This is a genomic window from Burkholderia pseudomultivorans, from assembly GCF_902499075.1.
Lineage (GTDB): Bacteria > Pseudomonadota > Gammaproteobacteria > Burkholderiales > Burkholderiaceae > Burkholderia > Burkholderia pseudomultivorans.
In genome coordinates, this window is the sequence record NZ_CABVPP010000035.1 from 60,721 (window position 1) to 73,871 (window position 13,151).

Consider the following 13,151-nt stretch of genomic DNA (forward strand, 5'->3'; position numbering starts at 1 on the left):
CGGTCTCCTTCATCCCTGCCGCGCCGCGAATGCTTCGGCGGTCATGATCAGGCCGGGAAAGTCCTCTCGCATGGCGAGAATGTCCGCATCGCCCGTGATCAACGCATCCGCCTTGCCGACATGCGCGAGCACCAGGAACACCTGGTCCTTCTCGTCGCGGCAGACCGGCAGGTCTGGCCATGGTGCCGGAAGTTCCACCACATCGGCGTAGGGCAGGAAGTCCGCCAGCAACTCCTGCTGTTCCAAGGTAGACAGCTTGAACTTGGGATAGGCCAGGACGCGCAGGAGTTCACTGGCCGTCTCCCGGCAGACCAGCGGCTGCAACTGCTGTTGCTGCCAGGCTTGGCGTATCCAGGCCAGGCGTCCGGCATTGAAGATCAGCGCCGACAGCACGATGTTGGTGTCGAGCACGACCCTGTGCATCAGCGCCGTGCCCAGGCCACGGCATCCTCGACGTCCTGTTCGGTGATCCCGAGTTGCTCCAGCTTCTCGCGCACGGCCTGGGCCTTCTGGACCCGCACCGGCGTCAGGACGATCCGGCCGCCCTCGACGGTCACGTCGAAGTACTCCGCCGCATCCACGCCGGACACGGCCGCCTTGGGCAGCGTGATCTGATTTTTAGAGGTGAGCTTGGCAAGCATGGGAGACCTCCGTCAGTTACAAAGGAAATCTTACTTCCTTACTCCATTCTCGACAAGCATGTCTTTGGGCGTAGGGGTTTCAGGGCCTGCTGCGCTTCCAGCGCCGGTTGAAGCGGCCTGGTCCGGTGAAAACACAGTGCCTGTTCCGTCCGATCCTGGAGCGCACGAGATCCGCATTGATTGCGGCACAGGAAGCCGACTGCCCCTATACCAAAGGGCTTGTCGAAGGCCGAAGGGCTGGGGAAGGGGCAAGGGAATGGCCTCAACGGGAAAGGCCCTACCCGAAAAGGCCAAAAGGCTCCTCCGGCCAGCCCATCACCAGGATGTCGCCATGCTTTCGCTGTTCCAGCGCAAACGGGTGCCGCTGACCACAGCCGCCGCGCCACCTCCCGTCGAGCCCGCCAAAGGGCTGACGCCACCGCAGTCGGCCACATCGCTGCTGGCGGAGCCGCGCCGGCAGCGGCTGCTGGAACACATCTGGCAGCGCACCTCGCTGTCGCGTCGGCAGTTCCGCTCGCTGTACCTGGCGCCGCTGGAACGCTACGCCGAGCTGGTCCAGCAGTTCCCGGCCTCGGAGGCGCATCACCATGCCTGGCCGGGCGGCATGCTGGACCACGGCCTGGAGATCGTGGCCTACGCGCTCAAGCTGAGGCAGTCCCACTTGCTCCCGGCCGGCGCCTCGCCCGAGGCCCAGGCCGCGCAAGCCGAGGCCTGGACCGCCGGGACCGCCTACGCCGCGTTGCTGCACGACATTGGCAAGATCGCGGTCGATCTGCACGTCGAGAAGGCCGATGGCCTGGTCTGGCACCCCTGGCACGGGCCGCTGCGCCAGCCGTACCGCTTTCGTTACCGGACGGATCGCGAGTACCGGCTGCATGGCGCCGCCACGGGGCTGCTCTACACCCGTGTGCTCGATGCCGGCATCCTCGACTGGCTGAGCGACTACCAAGACCTGTGGTCGGCGCTGCTGTACGTGCTGGCGGGCCAATACGAGCATGCCGGCACGCTGGGCGAACTGGTCATCAAGGCCGACCAGGCATCGGTGGCCCTGGCGCTCGGCGGTGATCCGGCCAGGGCCATGGCGGCGCCGAAGCATGCGCTGCAGCGCAAGCTGCTCGATGGCCTGCGCTACCTGCTGCGCGAGGAATTCAAGCTGAACCAGCCCGGCGGCCCGTCGGATGGATGGCTGACCCAGGACGCACTCTGGCTCGTCAGCAAGACGGTCAGCGACAAGCTGCGCGCGCACCTCCTGTCGCAGGGCATCGAAGGCATTCCATCGAACAACACTGCCGTCTTCACGGTGCTCCAGGACCATGGCATCGTGCAGCCCGCCCCGGATGGGAAGGCGATCTGGCGGGCGACCGTCACGAGCGGCACAGGCTGGTCGCACAGCTTTACCTTCCTGCGCCTGTCGCCGGCCTTGATCTGGGAGTCGGGAGAGCGTCCCACATCGTTCGCTGGCACGGTCACGACGGAAGAGCCCCTCCCTGGCGAAGATGACGCGTCGACCCCCTCCGGTATCCCGGCCACCTCACCGTCCCCTGGGGTAGCGGATTGCCCGGCAGGGATCGCGGACCCGGTCTCCGATCTGCTGTCGATGCTCGATGCGTCCGACGCAGCCACCACCAGTGCATCGTCCGCCAGCGCGGAACCGCCATCACCATCCACCGCCGCACCTGCGACAGTGACCCATTTGGCGCCGACCAGTCCTGCCACCATGCCGGCTCCCGCGAAGGCCACGCCGTTCGGGGAAGCCTTCATCGCCTGGCTCAGGCAAGGCATCGAGTCGCGCAAGCTCATCATCAACGACGCGAAGGCACTGGTGCATACCGTCGATGGCACGGCGTACCTGGTCAGCCCCGGTGTTTTCCAGCGCTACGCGCAGGAACATCCGGAGATCCAGGTGCTGGCCCGGCAGGACAATCTGCACGACTGGCAATGGGTGCAGAAGCGCTTCGAGAAGCTGGGACTGCACCGCAATCAGGACAGCGGCCTGAACATCTGGACCTGCGAAGTCACCGGGCCGCGCAAGTCGCGGCGGTTGCACGGCTATCTGTTGATGGCGCCTTCGGCATTGTTCGCGGAAGTCCCGCCGGACAACCCCTACCTGTCCCTGGTGCGTGGCTAAGAGTCTCCTCGCTACACACGGGCAACGCACCTGCCGACCCTATGTCTTGCATCGTCGATCCCCCTCATGCTCGATGGGCGACCCAACCCTTGAAGGTGAACGCGCAATAGAAAAGGTCGATGTCCGTGAATCCAGCCTCGCGGAGCAGATCGACATCCTGCGCGGGCGAAAGCACGGGCAGCCGTTCCTTGATCGCCGCGATGCTGCCTTCGGCTTGACGCACTGGTACGCCGGAAGCAGCCGCAAACGCCGCATTGCGCGAGAGCCATCTGTCCCTGACGGGATCGTCGCCGGGAAAACTGTGATGCGTGACGACAAGGGACGCACCGGGCTTGAGTCGCAGGTGTATTTGCTGCAGCGTCTTCAGCCGCTCGGCTGGCGGCAGGAAATGCAGTGTCAGCAGGCAGGTCGCGCCATCGAAGGGCCCCTTGGGGGCGCTGTCGATATAGATGCGCGCGTCGGCCGGCGCGCGTTCGGCCAGCAGCACGCCCGCCATCCGGTGCAGGTCGCGCAGGCCCGGCACGATCCTCGCGGTTCTTTCCGCATAACCCGATACCGCCGTCGGGTCGGAGAACGACGTCATCGAGCGCGGCCTTCCGCTTGCGCTGGCTCGATCGTCTCGGGCCAAAGCAGTGATCGGTGAATCTGGGCGCCGGTCATGGCACCGTTGCCCACGGCCAGCGACACCGAATGCGGTGCCCGCGCGACATCGCCGCAGGCAAAGATCCCAGGCACCGAGGTCTTGCTCTCGGCATCCGTGCGGATCTGGATGCCCATGGGCGTTTCTTCCAGTGCACAGCCGATTGTCCTGGCCAAAGGGTCGGAGGGAACGGTTCGCGTTGCAACAAACAGGCCCGCAAAGCTCAGTCGCCTTCCGTCCACCAATGTCACGTCGGCATGCCCCTCGATTTTGTCGATGCGCGCCTCTTCGATGACCACGCCTCGGCGTTCCAAAGTGGACCTGATTTCCTCATTGAGTTCCAATGCACCGTTGACGAACAAGGTGACATCCCCCCAATCCGTGAGCAGTTCAGCCTGATGGATGGACATCGGGCTGGCACCGACGATGCCGATGCGGCCTTGTCCAAGTTCATAGCCATGGCAGTACGGGCAGTGAAAAACCGTCTTCCCCCAGCGTTGCGCGAGCCCGTCGATGGCTGGAAGCTGGTCGGTCACCCCCGTCGCCAACAGAATGCGTCGCCCCAGGTGCGACTCGCCATCAGCCGTCGTGACGGTGAATTCATCCGCCTGCCCGGCGACAGCTTCCACCCGACCTTCAAGCCAGGTCAGCGTTGGATAGGCTTGAAGCTGGCGGCGTGCGTTTGCAGCGATTTCACCTGGCGGCACACCATCCTGGCCGAGAAATCCGTGTGAATGGCTGGCGAAGCGGTTGCGCCGCTGGCCCGCATCGATCACCAGCACTGACCTGCGTGCGCGCACCAGTTGCAGGGTCGCGGCCATTCCTGAGTAGCTTCCGCCGACGACGATCACATCGTGATTCATGATTGATTCCTTGAATGTCGTAAAGCCGCATGCCGGCGTGCGAAGTCAGAGGCCAGATCGGCAAGGGTGATTTCCGAGAACCGCTTCAGCAGCAGCGCCTCGGCTTCGGCAAACGTGCCTTCGAGTGCCGCATTGACCGTCTGCTCGACCAGACACTCCGGTGTCTCGTTGCGGTTGCCGATGGCAAACGTCGCCGGCTCGCCCAGGGCTTCGTGCAACTGACGCAGGGTGACGCTGCCAAGGTCGGCGTGGATACGCCATCCTCCTGAGTGACCTCGTTCGGAGGTGACGATCCCCGCTTGCCGCAGGTATCCCATCGTGCGCCGAACGACGACCGGGTTGGTTCCCAGGCATAGCGCCAAGGTTTCTGAGGTAACGGGTCCATCCTGCTCGGCCATGTGCAGCAGCGCATGCAGGACAGACGAGAGGCGGCTGTCTCTTTTCATGAAACAAATGATGTTACGAAAAAGGTCGCGTGTCAAATGCGAGGTGGCAATGAACGCCTGGCAAGTCACAACCTTGACGTACAAGAACGTTGTTGACGCCTCACCGCCATGACGGCATGGCTATTCGGCGTCGTTCTCTTCCTCGGACAGTTGCGCCTCGGTCGCGGCCATCAGTGCCGCGGCCGAGCACCCCAGCCCCTTCGCGATCCGCAGGATCAACACCAGCGTGGGCATGTGCTCGCCGCGCTCGATCTTGCCCATGTGCGACCGGGCGATGCCCGCCTGTTCCGCGAGCACCTCCTGGGCCAGCCCCTGCGCGGTCCGTGCCTCGCGCACGGCAACGCCGAAAGCGCGCGCTGGCTCGCTTTCATAGGTTCTTGTCCCTGCGGGTCTGCCGCGTTGCACCGATCGCTTCTGCATCAACAGAAGCGTCACGCGCCAAGCGAATTTAAACCACGTTAAACTTATCTCATCAACCGGTTGCGCCCGGTTTTTTCCAGTGTCGGCGTTGTACAGGTGACACGATGATCGCTTCCGAGCCCTTGAACATTGCCCTGTCGGACTGCCTGGCCTATCCCCGGTTGTCGGTGCCGATGGCGGAACATCGCCGGCGCCATCCGGACCACCCCATTCGCCTTCATAAAGAACGCCTGGAGGACCTGCATCGAGGACTGCTCGCGGGGGCTTTCGAGGCGGGCCTCTGCCAGTCGCCCGCAGCCCCTGAAGGCATCGATGTCCGCCCCGTCTGGCGCGATGCGCTGGCACTGGCCGTGTCTGCCCATCACCCCTTGCTGGCCTTCGCGTCAGTGTCCCTGGAGCAGGCCGCCGACCACCCTTGGATCGCCCTGGATGCCCGCGACTGTGTGGGCTACTGCGGGCAGATCGACACGCTGCTGACGGCGGCCGGCGTCTTCCCCTCGGACGTCACGACGGCCACATCGTTCGGGTTGATGATGACCCTGGTGGCCGCCGGCTACGGCGTCTGCCTGGCACCCGCCGCCCGCATCGAGGGCCATCGTTCCCTTGGCGTTGTCCAGCGTCCCTTGCAAGAGGGCGCGCTGACGCTCACCACCTACTTCCTGAGCCGTCGAAATACGGACAGCACCCACCTGGAGCGGTTCTTCCAATCGCTCCAGGCAAGCGCCTGACCGAACTTCGGCGCGACCCTGGCTTGATCAGTCTCCGGGCGTCGCTTCGGCGACATCGGCAGCGACGGCTTCGCGCACCAGCCGCTGCACGCTTTGCCGGACCTGCTCAGGAAACTCGGTCGTCACGACTGGCTCGCTCGCCTGCATGCACTGTGCGGCCACCAGCCGCGCGGCAAGGTGCAGGTTCGTTGGGTTGACGGCTTCGATGGCCGGCCGTGTCCCGAGGGCCTCATATGAGCGCAGGAGAGCGTGGTAGATGTCCCAGGTGTCGATGCCCCGTGGCAGTTGCTTCAGGACGGACTGGACCAGCCTGCGCTTGAGCGGATCGAGTTGCCAGTCTGGCACTCGCTGCCCGCGATGCCCCATGTGGATCGACAGCAGGTTGCCGGCCTGGATCTCGTAGGTGATCCAGCGGCGCGACTTGCCCGCGAGCCTGGCGTAGTCCGCCACCGAGAGGTTGTGCGGCGCCTCGAAGATCTCCAGCACCGGCTCGTTGCGGATTTCGGCGATGGTGATCAATCGTTTCGGCGAACGTGATCAGTCTGGAAGGTGGTGTTGCGCGGTCAATGGATTATAGCGACGGTGATCACGATCAGGCGTCAGCGGACTCGGATTTCGTTTTCTTTCTCATCGAATCGCCCTTGACCGGAAGCTTGTGGGCCTGATGCACGAGCCGATCGAGAATCGCATCGGCGAGCGTGGGGTCCTGCAGCCACGCGTGCCAGTGTTCGAGCGGCAACTGGCTGGTGATCACAGTCGAGCGCGTACCGACACGATCATCAAGTACCTCAAGCAGATCATTGCGCGCCGCCTGGTCGAGATCCTGCAAGCCCCAATCGTCGAGGATCAGCACATCAATCTTCGCGAGTTGCGCAAGCCGACGTGTGAAGCTGCCGTCGCCGTGCGCGATTTTCAGCTCTTCGAACAGCCGCGCGACGCGCACATAGAACACGGAGAAGCCCTGCCGGCACGCCTGCTGGCCGAACGCGCAAGCGAGCCACGTCTTGCCCGCGCCGGTGGGGCCGGTCAGGATCAGGTTCTGAGCATTGCGCACCCAGTCGCAGCCGGCGAGCGTGGCGACGATGCGCTGGTCCAGCCCACGGGTTTGCCGGTATTCAATGTCTTCGACGCAGGCCTGTGGGTTCTTGAGCTTCGCGGCGCGCAGCAAACGTTCGAGTCGTCGCGTATCACGCCAGGCCAGCTCGCGATCTACGAGCATGCCCACGCGTTCCTCGAATGACAGGCTGGTGCTTGCCGTGAGCGTTGACTGCTCCTCGAACGCGCGAGCCATGCCGTCCAGTTTGAGCGCCTTTAGCTGGGTAAGGGTGTGCTGCATCAACATCGTGACCTCCTTCGGGTCAGTGGTAGTAGTCGGGGCCGCGCACGTTCTCGTGCTCGGGCGAGCGCCATTCGGCGGGCGTGGTCGGGAGCGAGGGCTGCAGGTCAAGTCCCGCTTCCAGGATTGACAGCACGGAGCGACGCGTGGGCGAGCCGATCTTCAATGCACGCTGGCATGCGGCCTCGAGGCGGTGTTTGCCGTACTTGCGCGCGAGCGAGAGAAGACCGAGACAGGCGCGATAGCCCATCTCGGGGTGAGGTTTGTTGGTCAGCAGATGCCGCACGACAGCCTCGGCGCCGGGGCCGACGGATGCGCCCCAGTTGAGCAGGCGCCCAGGCGTCCATTCCATGTGCGCGCGATGCGCAGCCGGCATGTGTTCGGCGATGGTCGTGTGTTTGCCTTTGAGGCGCGAGCGAGCGTGCGCAGCGACACGCTTGCCGCCATGCAGGATCTCTACGCCGTGGCGTGTGATACGCGCCCAGACCTCCTGCCGTGCGAGGCTATGCGGGACGCTGTAATAGTGGCCGCCGACATCGACGTGGTAATCGATGTTCACACGGCACTTCTGGAAGGTGGCGATCTCGTAGCGACGCACGGGCAACGGGCGCAGGACGGGTTGGTCCAGCCGTTCGAACCATTCACGCCGGTTGCCTTCGAGCCGCTTGAACGGGCGCTGGTTTAGGTCGGCGATCAGTTCTGCAATCGCCTTGTTGAGTTCAGCCAGACTGTAGAAGCGATAGTGGCGCAGTCGGGCCAGCACCCAGCGCTCGACGATCTGCACGCCGACTTCGACCTTGGCCTTGTCCTGCGGTTTGCGCGGACGCGCCGGCAGCATCGCGGTGCCGTAGTGGTTCACGAAGTCCTGCGTGGTCGTGCCGAGTCCGGGTTCGTAACGGTCGGGTCGCGCGATCAGCGCCTTCGGGTTGTCGGGCACGAGCAGCTCGGGCACGCCGCCAATGAACTCTAGCGCATCGCACAGGCTGCCGATCCAGTCCGCCATCGTCTCGGTGCGCGTCGCGCACGCGAACGTGTTGTTGGATGCGCCGAGCACGGCAACGAACACGTGCGCCTCGAACTCGACGCCGCCATCGCTCGCCAGGACCGGCACGGTGGGACCCGCGAAGTCCGCGAACAGCTTCTCGCCGGCGCGGTGCTGCTGACGCATCGAGCGCTTGATCGACTTCGCCCAGTCCTTGTACTTCTGGCAGAACTGCGTGTAGCGGTACGTCCGCTGGCCGGGGTTCGCTTCAGCGTATTCTTCCCACAGCAGTTGCAGCGTCACGCCCTTGCGGCGCAGCTCGCGATGCAATGCCGTGTAGTCGGGCTCGATGCGTCGCGTCGTCGTCGCCGCGGCATTGGTTGCCGCAGGCCTCAGGCGCGCGTCCAGTTCGTCGTCGGACATTGCTTCGGCTGCCGCCCAATCGAGTCCCGCCTGGCTGGCTTGGGCCGCGAACTTCGAGACGGCACCGACGCTGATGCCGATAGCCCGGCTGATCTGCCGATGCGTCAGGCCACACGCCCACTTTAGTCGCAGGACTTCCTTCAATTTGCGCATGCTCATCCGAGGTGTCGGCATCGGCACTTCTCCCGCAAAAAAGGGAGCAGGCTAACGCCGTCGGTGAATACATGCGCAACGCCACCGCCAGACTCAAACCCGGATTACGTTCCGGTTACGTGATCACCCGTTTCGGTCCCGTGATCGCTCATTCCGGCATCGTGATCACGCGTTTCGGAAACCTGTGATCAGCGATCACGATCAACCGAAACGGGTGATCACGATCATTCGGAATCCATGATCACGATCCGCCGAAATGCGTGATCACGTTCGCCGGAATACGCAAACACATTCCATTCAATTGCTTGATCGTGTGTCAGACAGGACCGTTAGCGGCCAGCCCCCAGCCCGCCACAATATAGTGTCCCGCCATGTCGTAACCGCGTTCGAGCCTCGCCGACACGAGCTCTGATCAATTCGAGCAACTCATGCCTCTTCGGCAAACCTACACTCATATGCAGGCAACGCACGCCTGTGCGAGTGGCTGATCGGCCGGACTCGCCCTCCCCTGGAATAGCGCGGCCCGAGCATCTTGCGCTGCATACAACAAATGTTGGCAGGCGATGAGCATTGCCGAGAGCGCCGCGCTCGAATAGCCGCACCGACTACATTCGACGAACATGATTGATTTTGCGGAAGAGCAGATAGCTGCCAGAGAGCTCCGAAACACCGCGTGCCACGAAGCGGGTCACAAGATGCTTTACGAGCGCTTCGGCGGCGCTGGCGACGCAGTCGTGTGGAAAAACGAGAACGGCAATCCAGACGAGAGCGCATGGCTGGGCCAGTTCCGTCCCCGTACCTGTCCCGAGCTGATGCGCAAGGCGGCGCTGAACCATGGGTTTGCCGCTCCCAAGCTACCTGCGAACTGGAAGATGCTCGTCGGCATGGCTGGCATGTTGGCCGACGAAATCCTGAGCGGCGAAACGGATGATACCGGCGCTATGGCGGATTCCCTGTTTTGCAGAATTTCCTTTGGAGAGGCATCGGCCTCCGACCTCGCGCTCATGGGCGTCACAGATATCGATAGCTGCGGACTGAGCTACGACGTTGTCGACGAAGTCGTGCGGATGCTGCGAGAGGGATGGCCGGTCGTGCAGGAAGAAGCAGAGTATTTGATAAAGTCCGCTGCAAGCTGAACCGGCTTGCGACGGGACGGTGTGAGACATTACGCGAGTAACCCACCATGGCGCACACGAAGACCAACATTGCTGGCAAGGACGTCTACATCGTCGAATCGCACCATCACGTCTTGCAATCGTGGGGGGAAATCCGTCGGGCCTTGTCGGCCGCACCGGTACTCCTCACGCTCGATCATCACACCGACACCTACGAACCGTTCTACCGGCACTTGTTCGACGCCACGCGCCGGCAGTCGGGTGAGGCTCGGGCTACAGCCATGGAGGCGTTGTTGCCTGGCTTGATCGCAGCCCTACGCTTCGACGACGAGGCGTCTGTGCTGAACGCCATCGGCAAGCTCAGCAACGACGAGCACATCACAACCGCGATCGCGGCAGGGATTCTGTCCCGCGCCTTTGTCATCAACCTCTCCTACGAGACATGCAGCCAGGCGGGCGTACTCTACGAGGCGGGGTCCATGTGCGCCGTGGGTTGCGCAAAGGCGTCGCACGACGACGCGTGCACGTCGGTCCGTTCCGCGCAGGTGCTGGAGTCGGTCTACCTCGACCGCGAACTTAATGTCCTCAGCACGATGGCCGGAGACGACGGCGTGCCGGCGCCGGAGGCCGAACCCTACGTATTGGACATCGACCTCGACTACTTTCATTCCGAGAGGTCTATCGCCCCGGATGACCCCGCGACCTTCTACCGCCTGGTGCGCAACGCGATCGCGGTCACGATCGCCACAGAGCCCGAGTACGTCGAGGACTGCCGGGACGATGGATCTGACGTCACGGGCGAATCACTCCTCGAACGCATGAAGCAGCACATCGCCGCGGCCATCGCCTGACCGGCGGTCGTCGGGCGACAGGGGACCACGGGACGGGAGGGGTTGTATCCTGGTGGGCTCACCATCGCATCAGCAGGGCAGCAGGCATGTTCCACGATACCTTCAACATCGGCGGCAAGAACATCTTCGTCGTCGAGTCGCATCACCACGTCCTGCGAGGCTGGGCGGAGGTGCGGCGGAGTCAACCGTCTTCGCCGCCGCCGGCGCTTCTCACGCTCGACCACCACACCGACTTGGAGGAGCCGTTCGACGACCATCGCTTCTACGCGACCCATCAACGGATGACCGATCAAAACGCCGCGGCGAAGAAAGCGCTGTTGCCTGGGATGATCGCGGCGATTGACTGGAATATCGAGGCAACAGTGGAGGCGGCGATCGACAAGCTCAAGCACGACGAGCACATCCGCACCGCGGTCCAAGCCGGAATCCTGTCGCGCGCGTTCGTGGTGAACCTAGAAAGCGAGTACATCGCGGACGAGGAAGTCTACGGGGTTCGCGCTGACTACGATGAAATCGGCTGCACACGGCCAAATACCGATCCTCTCATCGAAAAGGAGCGAATCGATCGGGTCCTCGAATCGATGTATCTCGACCATGTGCTGGCGAGTTTGGACAGCATGGCGCAAGGGGGCGGCGCGCCGGCCGTCACGGCGCAACCTTACATCCTGGACATCGATCTCGACTACTTCCATTCCGAGAAGGCGATCGAACCAGACGACCCAGAGACCTTCTACCGGCTCGTGCAAAACGCTCTCGCCATCACGATCGCCACTGAGCCGGGGTGCGTCAAGGCCCTTCGCTGGCCTGGGTCGAAGATCACAGGCAAAACGCTGCTCGCGCGAATGGAGCAGCATCTCCGGACCGCCCTGACCTGAGCGTTGCCGGGCGTCGCCTCAACGCGCCACCGGCAGGTCGCCCCAGTCGGTGGTGTAAGACGGGGTCTTGGCGTTCTGCGCCATGTGCCACGCTTGGTGCCCCTCCACATTGCCAACGCGCAACGTGTTCCGTCCGAATCGGTCGTTAACAGCATCGAGCTCGGCCATCAGGCGGTCTCGCTTGCTCGCCTCGGGCGCGAACAGATCTCCCTGCTCGACGCCTTGCGCCTGCAACTCGGTCAGCATGAAGCGGGCCTTCGCATACTTGAACCCCGGTTTGTAGATGCGCTTCAACCCGTACAGCGCCGCGGCGACCAAGCGAAGCGTGTCCGACGTCGGCACGGTCACCGCGACGTCACTCGTGCCTTCGTAGTTCAGGTAGGTCGTATCCGGACGAGCATCGGCGGGCGGCGTCAGCACATGCCAATGGCTATCGAGAAAGGCCGCCCGTCCCAGTCCATTGTCCTACGGTAAAAGCCGCGGCTGGCGTTGCAACAGCCGGCGCCGACACGGGTTGAGCAGGTATGGCCGTGGGCGGGGCAGTTGGGACGCTATCGGCAACTTGGGCAGGCTGTGTACTGCGCAAAGCGGCGTCGATAAGTTGGTCGCCAAACTCGCTCGACTCCTGGCGACTCATCGCCATATTCATCAGGATGAGCCCGATGAGGGCTGCCCGAGACCGTATTGTAGCGGGTAGAGATCTCTGTCCGAGGCCTCGAGGCGCAGAGATGCCGTTGCGTGAATTCTGCCCCGGCTTCCATGGCCTACGACTGCGGGAGCCCCCGTCGTGCATGGGCTGCATGGCCTACAGATGTGGGCCGGCATATACGTGCAAAGACCACTCATGGACATGCCCAATGCAATCCAAAGCAACTCGAGAAGCTCACGCTGGAACCGTCGACGCACTGGTATCCTTCATGGATGACTGCCGGTTCTGCGCCTCAGGCTTGACGGCCGCGACCGTTTCGCTCGCACTTGAGTACGTCTACCAGCCTCACCCGCGCTTCTGGCGGGACTTCAACATTGCATTCCTTGTCCGGGCGCTCACTCTGTGTGTTCCCGATTGGCGCGCCGCCATTAATCGCGCTGGTCATGCCTCAGGCGGCGCGACCAGGCTGCTCGCGGATGTCGAGGAATACGTGCGCGTCAACGCGTTCGACGAAGCGAATGCCGAAATGCTGAGGGCGTTGCCGGTCCACATGCGACCGACGGACGGAGCCACCGCGTTCGAGTGGCTTTCCGCTCAACTGGCCAGGAAAGGAAAGATGGAGGAACTCGATTTCGCGCGGCGAGACGGCGATGTCTGCGGCGAAGGCGCGCTCGATGCACTGCATTGCATCGAGGAAGCGGCAGCCGGGCGACACATCGAGAGGACCGGGATGCTCGTGGCGAAGGTGTATCGCGAGGCGGTAATGAAGGAGCATGTCGCTCACTGAGGGGCCAAGCCGTTCTTCGATATTCACCAACGCTATAAAAAGCTCTAACAAAAAGAGTTACGAGGGCTGTTAACCCGCTGCACGCTCTGTTAACCTCATCGTTGTTTCGCTAAC

The 13,151-nt window shown here is 63.3% G+C and carries 15 protein-coding genes and 1 pseudogene; 6 read left to right on the forward strand and 10 right to left on the reverse strand.

From position 1 onward, the window contains the following. Positions 1-9 precede the first annotated feature (9 nt). Together BST28156_RS21665 and BST28156_RS21670 are read right to left on the reverse strand one after the other, a co-directional pair. Positions 10-423: a putative toxin-antitoxin system toxin component, PIN family gene (locus BST28156_RS21665; RefSeq protein ID WP_006489018.1), complete on the reverse strand. Its 414-nt coding sequence runs from the start codon at positions 421-423 to the stop codon at positions 10-12. Continuing rightward, entirely contained in the window at positions 423-641 is a 219-nt protein-coding gene (locus BST28156_RS21670) for an AbrB/MazE/SpoVT family DNA-binding domain-containing protein (RefSeq protein WP_006489017.1), read from the reverse strand. Before BST28156_RS21670 ends, BST28156_RS21665 begins: the two co-directional genes overlap by 1 nt. A gap of 331 nt (positions 642-972) precedes the next feature. Here BST28156_RS21670 and mobH point away from each other — a divergent pair, with 331 nt between their 5' ends. Next, complete coding sequence (gene mobH / locus BST28156_RS21675; RefSeq protein WP_174903334.1) at positions 973-2,769, forward strand: MobH family relaxase; 1,797 nt, start codon at positions 973-975, stop codon at positions 2,767-2,769. Positions 2,770-2,833: 64 nt separating this feature from the next. Here the strand turns inward: mobH and BST28156_RS21680 are convergent, their stop codons facing one another. The 4 genes from BST28156_RS21680 to BST28156_RS21695 form a co-directional block, all read right to left on the reverse strand. Beyond that, complete coding sequence (locus BST28156_RS21680; RefSeq protein ID WP_006489022.1) at positions 2,834-3,352, reverse strand: class I SAM-dependent methyltransferase; 519 nt, start codon at positions 3,350-3,352, stop codon at positions 2,834-2,836. Next, entirely contained in the window at positions 3,349-4,272 is a 924-nt protein-coding gene (locus BST28156_RS21685) for an NAD(P)/FAD-dependent oxidoreductase (RefSeq protein WP_006489015.1), read from the reverse strand. Before BST28156_RS21685 ends, BST28156_RS21680 begins: the two co-directional genes overlap by 4 nt. Next, complete coding sequence (locus BST28156_RS21690) at positions 4,269-4,718, reverse strand: Rrf2 family transcriptional regulator (protein WP_009618094.1); 450 nt, start codon at positions 4,716-4,718, stop codon at positions 4,269-4,271. The genes BST28156_RS21685 and BST28156_RS21690 overlap by 4 nt, the downstream gene beginning before the upstream one ends. Before the next feature lie 120 nt (positions 4,719-4,838). Then, on the reverse strand, positions 4,839-5,138 hold the full coding sequence (locus tag BST28156_RS21695; protein ID WP_009618091.1) for a helix-turn-helix domain-containing protein: 300 nt from the start codon (positions 5,136-5,138) through the stop codon (positions 4,839-4,841). Positions 5,139-5,242: 104 nt separating this feature from the next. Here BST28156_RS21695 and BST28156_RS21700 point away from each other — a divergent pair, with 104 nt between their 5' ends. Further along, positions 5,243-5,866: a LysR family substrate-binding domain-containing protein gene (locus tag BST28156_RS21700; protein WP_006489045.1), complete on the forward strand. Its 624-nt coding sequence runs from the start codon at positions 5,243-5,245 to the stop codon at positions 5,864-5,866. Positions 5,867-5,893: 27 nt separating this feature from the next. Here BST28156_RS21700 and BST28156_RS21705 read toward each other — a convergent pair. The 3 genes and pseudogenes from BST28156_RS21705 to istA form a co-directional block, all read right to left on the reverse strand. Continuing rightward, positions 5,894-6,352 (reverse strand): annotated as a pseudogene (locus BST28156_RS21705) (tyrosine-type recombinase/integrase); the annotation flags it as partial. 106 nt (positions 6,353-6,458) lie between these two features. Further along, the gene (istB, locus tag BST28156_RS21710) at positions 6,459-7,208 is read right to left on the reverse strand and encodes an IS21-like element IS408 family helper ATPase IstB (protein ID WP_006397350.1); all 750 of its coding nucleotides are present in this window, start codon (positions 7,206-7,208) and stop codon (positions 6,459-6,461) included. A 16-nt stretch (positions 7,209-7,224) separates the two neighbouring features. Further along, complete coding sequence (gene istA, locus BST28156_RS21715) at positions 7,225-8,781, reverse strand: IS21-like element IS408 family transposase (RefSeq protein WP_012492800.1); 1,557 nt, start codon at positions 8,779-8,781, stop codon at positions 7,225-7,227. Positions 8,782-9,380: 599 nt separating this feature from the next. Between istA and BST28156_RS21720 the strand changes: the two genes are divergently transcribed. From BST28156_RS21720 to BST28156_RS21730, 3 genes are all read left to right on the forward strand, one after another. Beyond that, positions 9,381-9,896: a hypothetical protein gene (locus tag BST28156_RS21720; protein WP_012492801.1), complete on the forward strand. Its 516-nt coding sequence runs from the start codon at positions 9,381-9,383 to the stop codon at positions 9,894-9,896. Between the two features lie 47 nt (positions 9,897-9,943). Next, entirely contained in the window at positions 9,944-10,726 is a 783-nt protein-coding gene (locus BST28156_RS21725; RefSeq protein ID WP_006489001.1) for a peptide arginase family protein, read from the forward strand. 86 nt (positions 10,727-10,812) lie between these two features. Beyond that, on the forward strand, positions 10,813-11,601 hold the full coding sequence (locus BST28156_RS21730) for a peptide arginase family protein (protein ID WP_006405724.1): 789 nt from the start codon (positions 10,813-10,815) through the stop codon (positions 11,599-11,601). An 18-nt stretch (positions 11,602-11,619) separates the two neighbouring features. On the opposite strand, the gene BST28156_RS21735 is transcribed toward BST28156_RS21730, so the two are convergent. After that, positions 11,620-12,021 (reverse strand): DUF4113 domain-containing protein, encoded by a 402-nt coding sequence (locus BST28156_RS21735; RefSeq protein ID WP_006405725.1) that lies wholly within the window; start codon positions 12,019-12,021, stop codon positions 11,620-11,622. A 437-nt stretch (positions 12,022-12,458) separates the two neighbouring features. Between BST28156_RS21735 and BST28156_RS21740 the strand changes: the two genes are divergently transcribed. Next, positions 12,459-13,037: a hypothetical protein gene (locus BST28156_RS21740; RefSeq protein ID WP_034178583.1), complete on the forward strand. Its 579-nt coding sequence runs from the start codon at positions 12,459-12,461 to the stop codon at positions 13,035-13,037. Positions 13,038-13,151: the final 114 nt, after the last annotated feature.

Excerpts from the sequence above, each read along its gene's own strand:
- BST28156_RS21680 (WP_006489022.1), bottom strand. The coding sequence starts at position 3,352 with ATGACGTCGTTCTCCGACCCGACGGCGGTATCGGGTTATGCGGAAAGA.
- BST28156_RS21690 (WP_009618094.1), bottom strand. The coding sequence starts at position 4,718 with ATGAAAAGAGACAGCCGCCTCTCGTCTGTCCTGCATGCGCTGCTGCAC.
- istA (WP_012492800.1), bottom strand. The coding sequence starts at position 8,781 with ATGCCGACACCTCGGATGAGCATGCGCAAATTGAAGGAAGTCCTGCGA.
- mobH (WP_174903334.1), top strand. The coding sequence starts at position 973 with ATGCTTTCGCTGTTCCAGCGCAAACGGGTGCCGCTGACCACAGCCGCC.
- BST28156_RS21730 (WP_006405724.1), top strand. The coding sequence starts at position 10,813 with ATGTTCCACGATACCTTCAACATCGGCGGCAAGAACATCTTCGTCGTC.
- BST28156_RS21720 (WP_012492801.1), top strand. The coding sequence starts at position 9,381 with ATGATTGATTTTGCGGAAGAGCAGATAGCTGCCAGAGAGCTCCGAAAC.
- BST28156_RS21695 (WP_009618091.1), bottom strand. The coding sequence starts at position 5,138 with ATGCAGAAGCGATCGGTGCAACGCGGCAGACCCGCAGGGACAAGAACC.
- BST28156_RS21665 (WP_006489018.1), bottom strand. The coding sequence starts at position 423 with ATGCACAGGGTCGTGCTCGACACCAACATCGTGCTGTCGGCGCTGATC.
- istB (WP_006397350.1), bottom strand. The coding sequence starts at position 7,208 with ATGTTGATGCAGCACACCCTTACCCAGCTAAAGGCGCTCAAACTGGAC.
- BST28156_RS21725 (WP_006489001.1), top strand. The coding sequence starts at position 9,944 with ATGGCGCACACGAAGACCAACATTGCTGGCAAGGACGTCTACATCGTC.
- BST28156_RS21700 (WP_006489045.1), top strand. The coding sequence starts at position 5,243 with ATGATCGCTTCCGAGCCCTTGAACATTGCCCTGTCGGACTGCCTGGCC.
- BST28156_RS21685 (WP_006489015.1), bottom strand. The coding sequence starts at position 4,272 with ATGAATCACGATGTGATCGTCGTCGGCGGAAGCTACTCAGGAATGGCC.
- BST28156_RS21670 (WP_006489017.1), bottom strand. The coding sequence starts at position 641 with ATGCTTGCCAAGCTCACCTCTAAAAATCAGATCACGCTGCCCAAGGCG.
- BST28156_RS21740 (WP_034178583.1), top strand. The coding sequence starts at position 12,459 with ATGCAATCCAAAGCAACTCGAGAAGCTCACGCTGGAACCGTCGACGCA.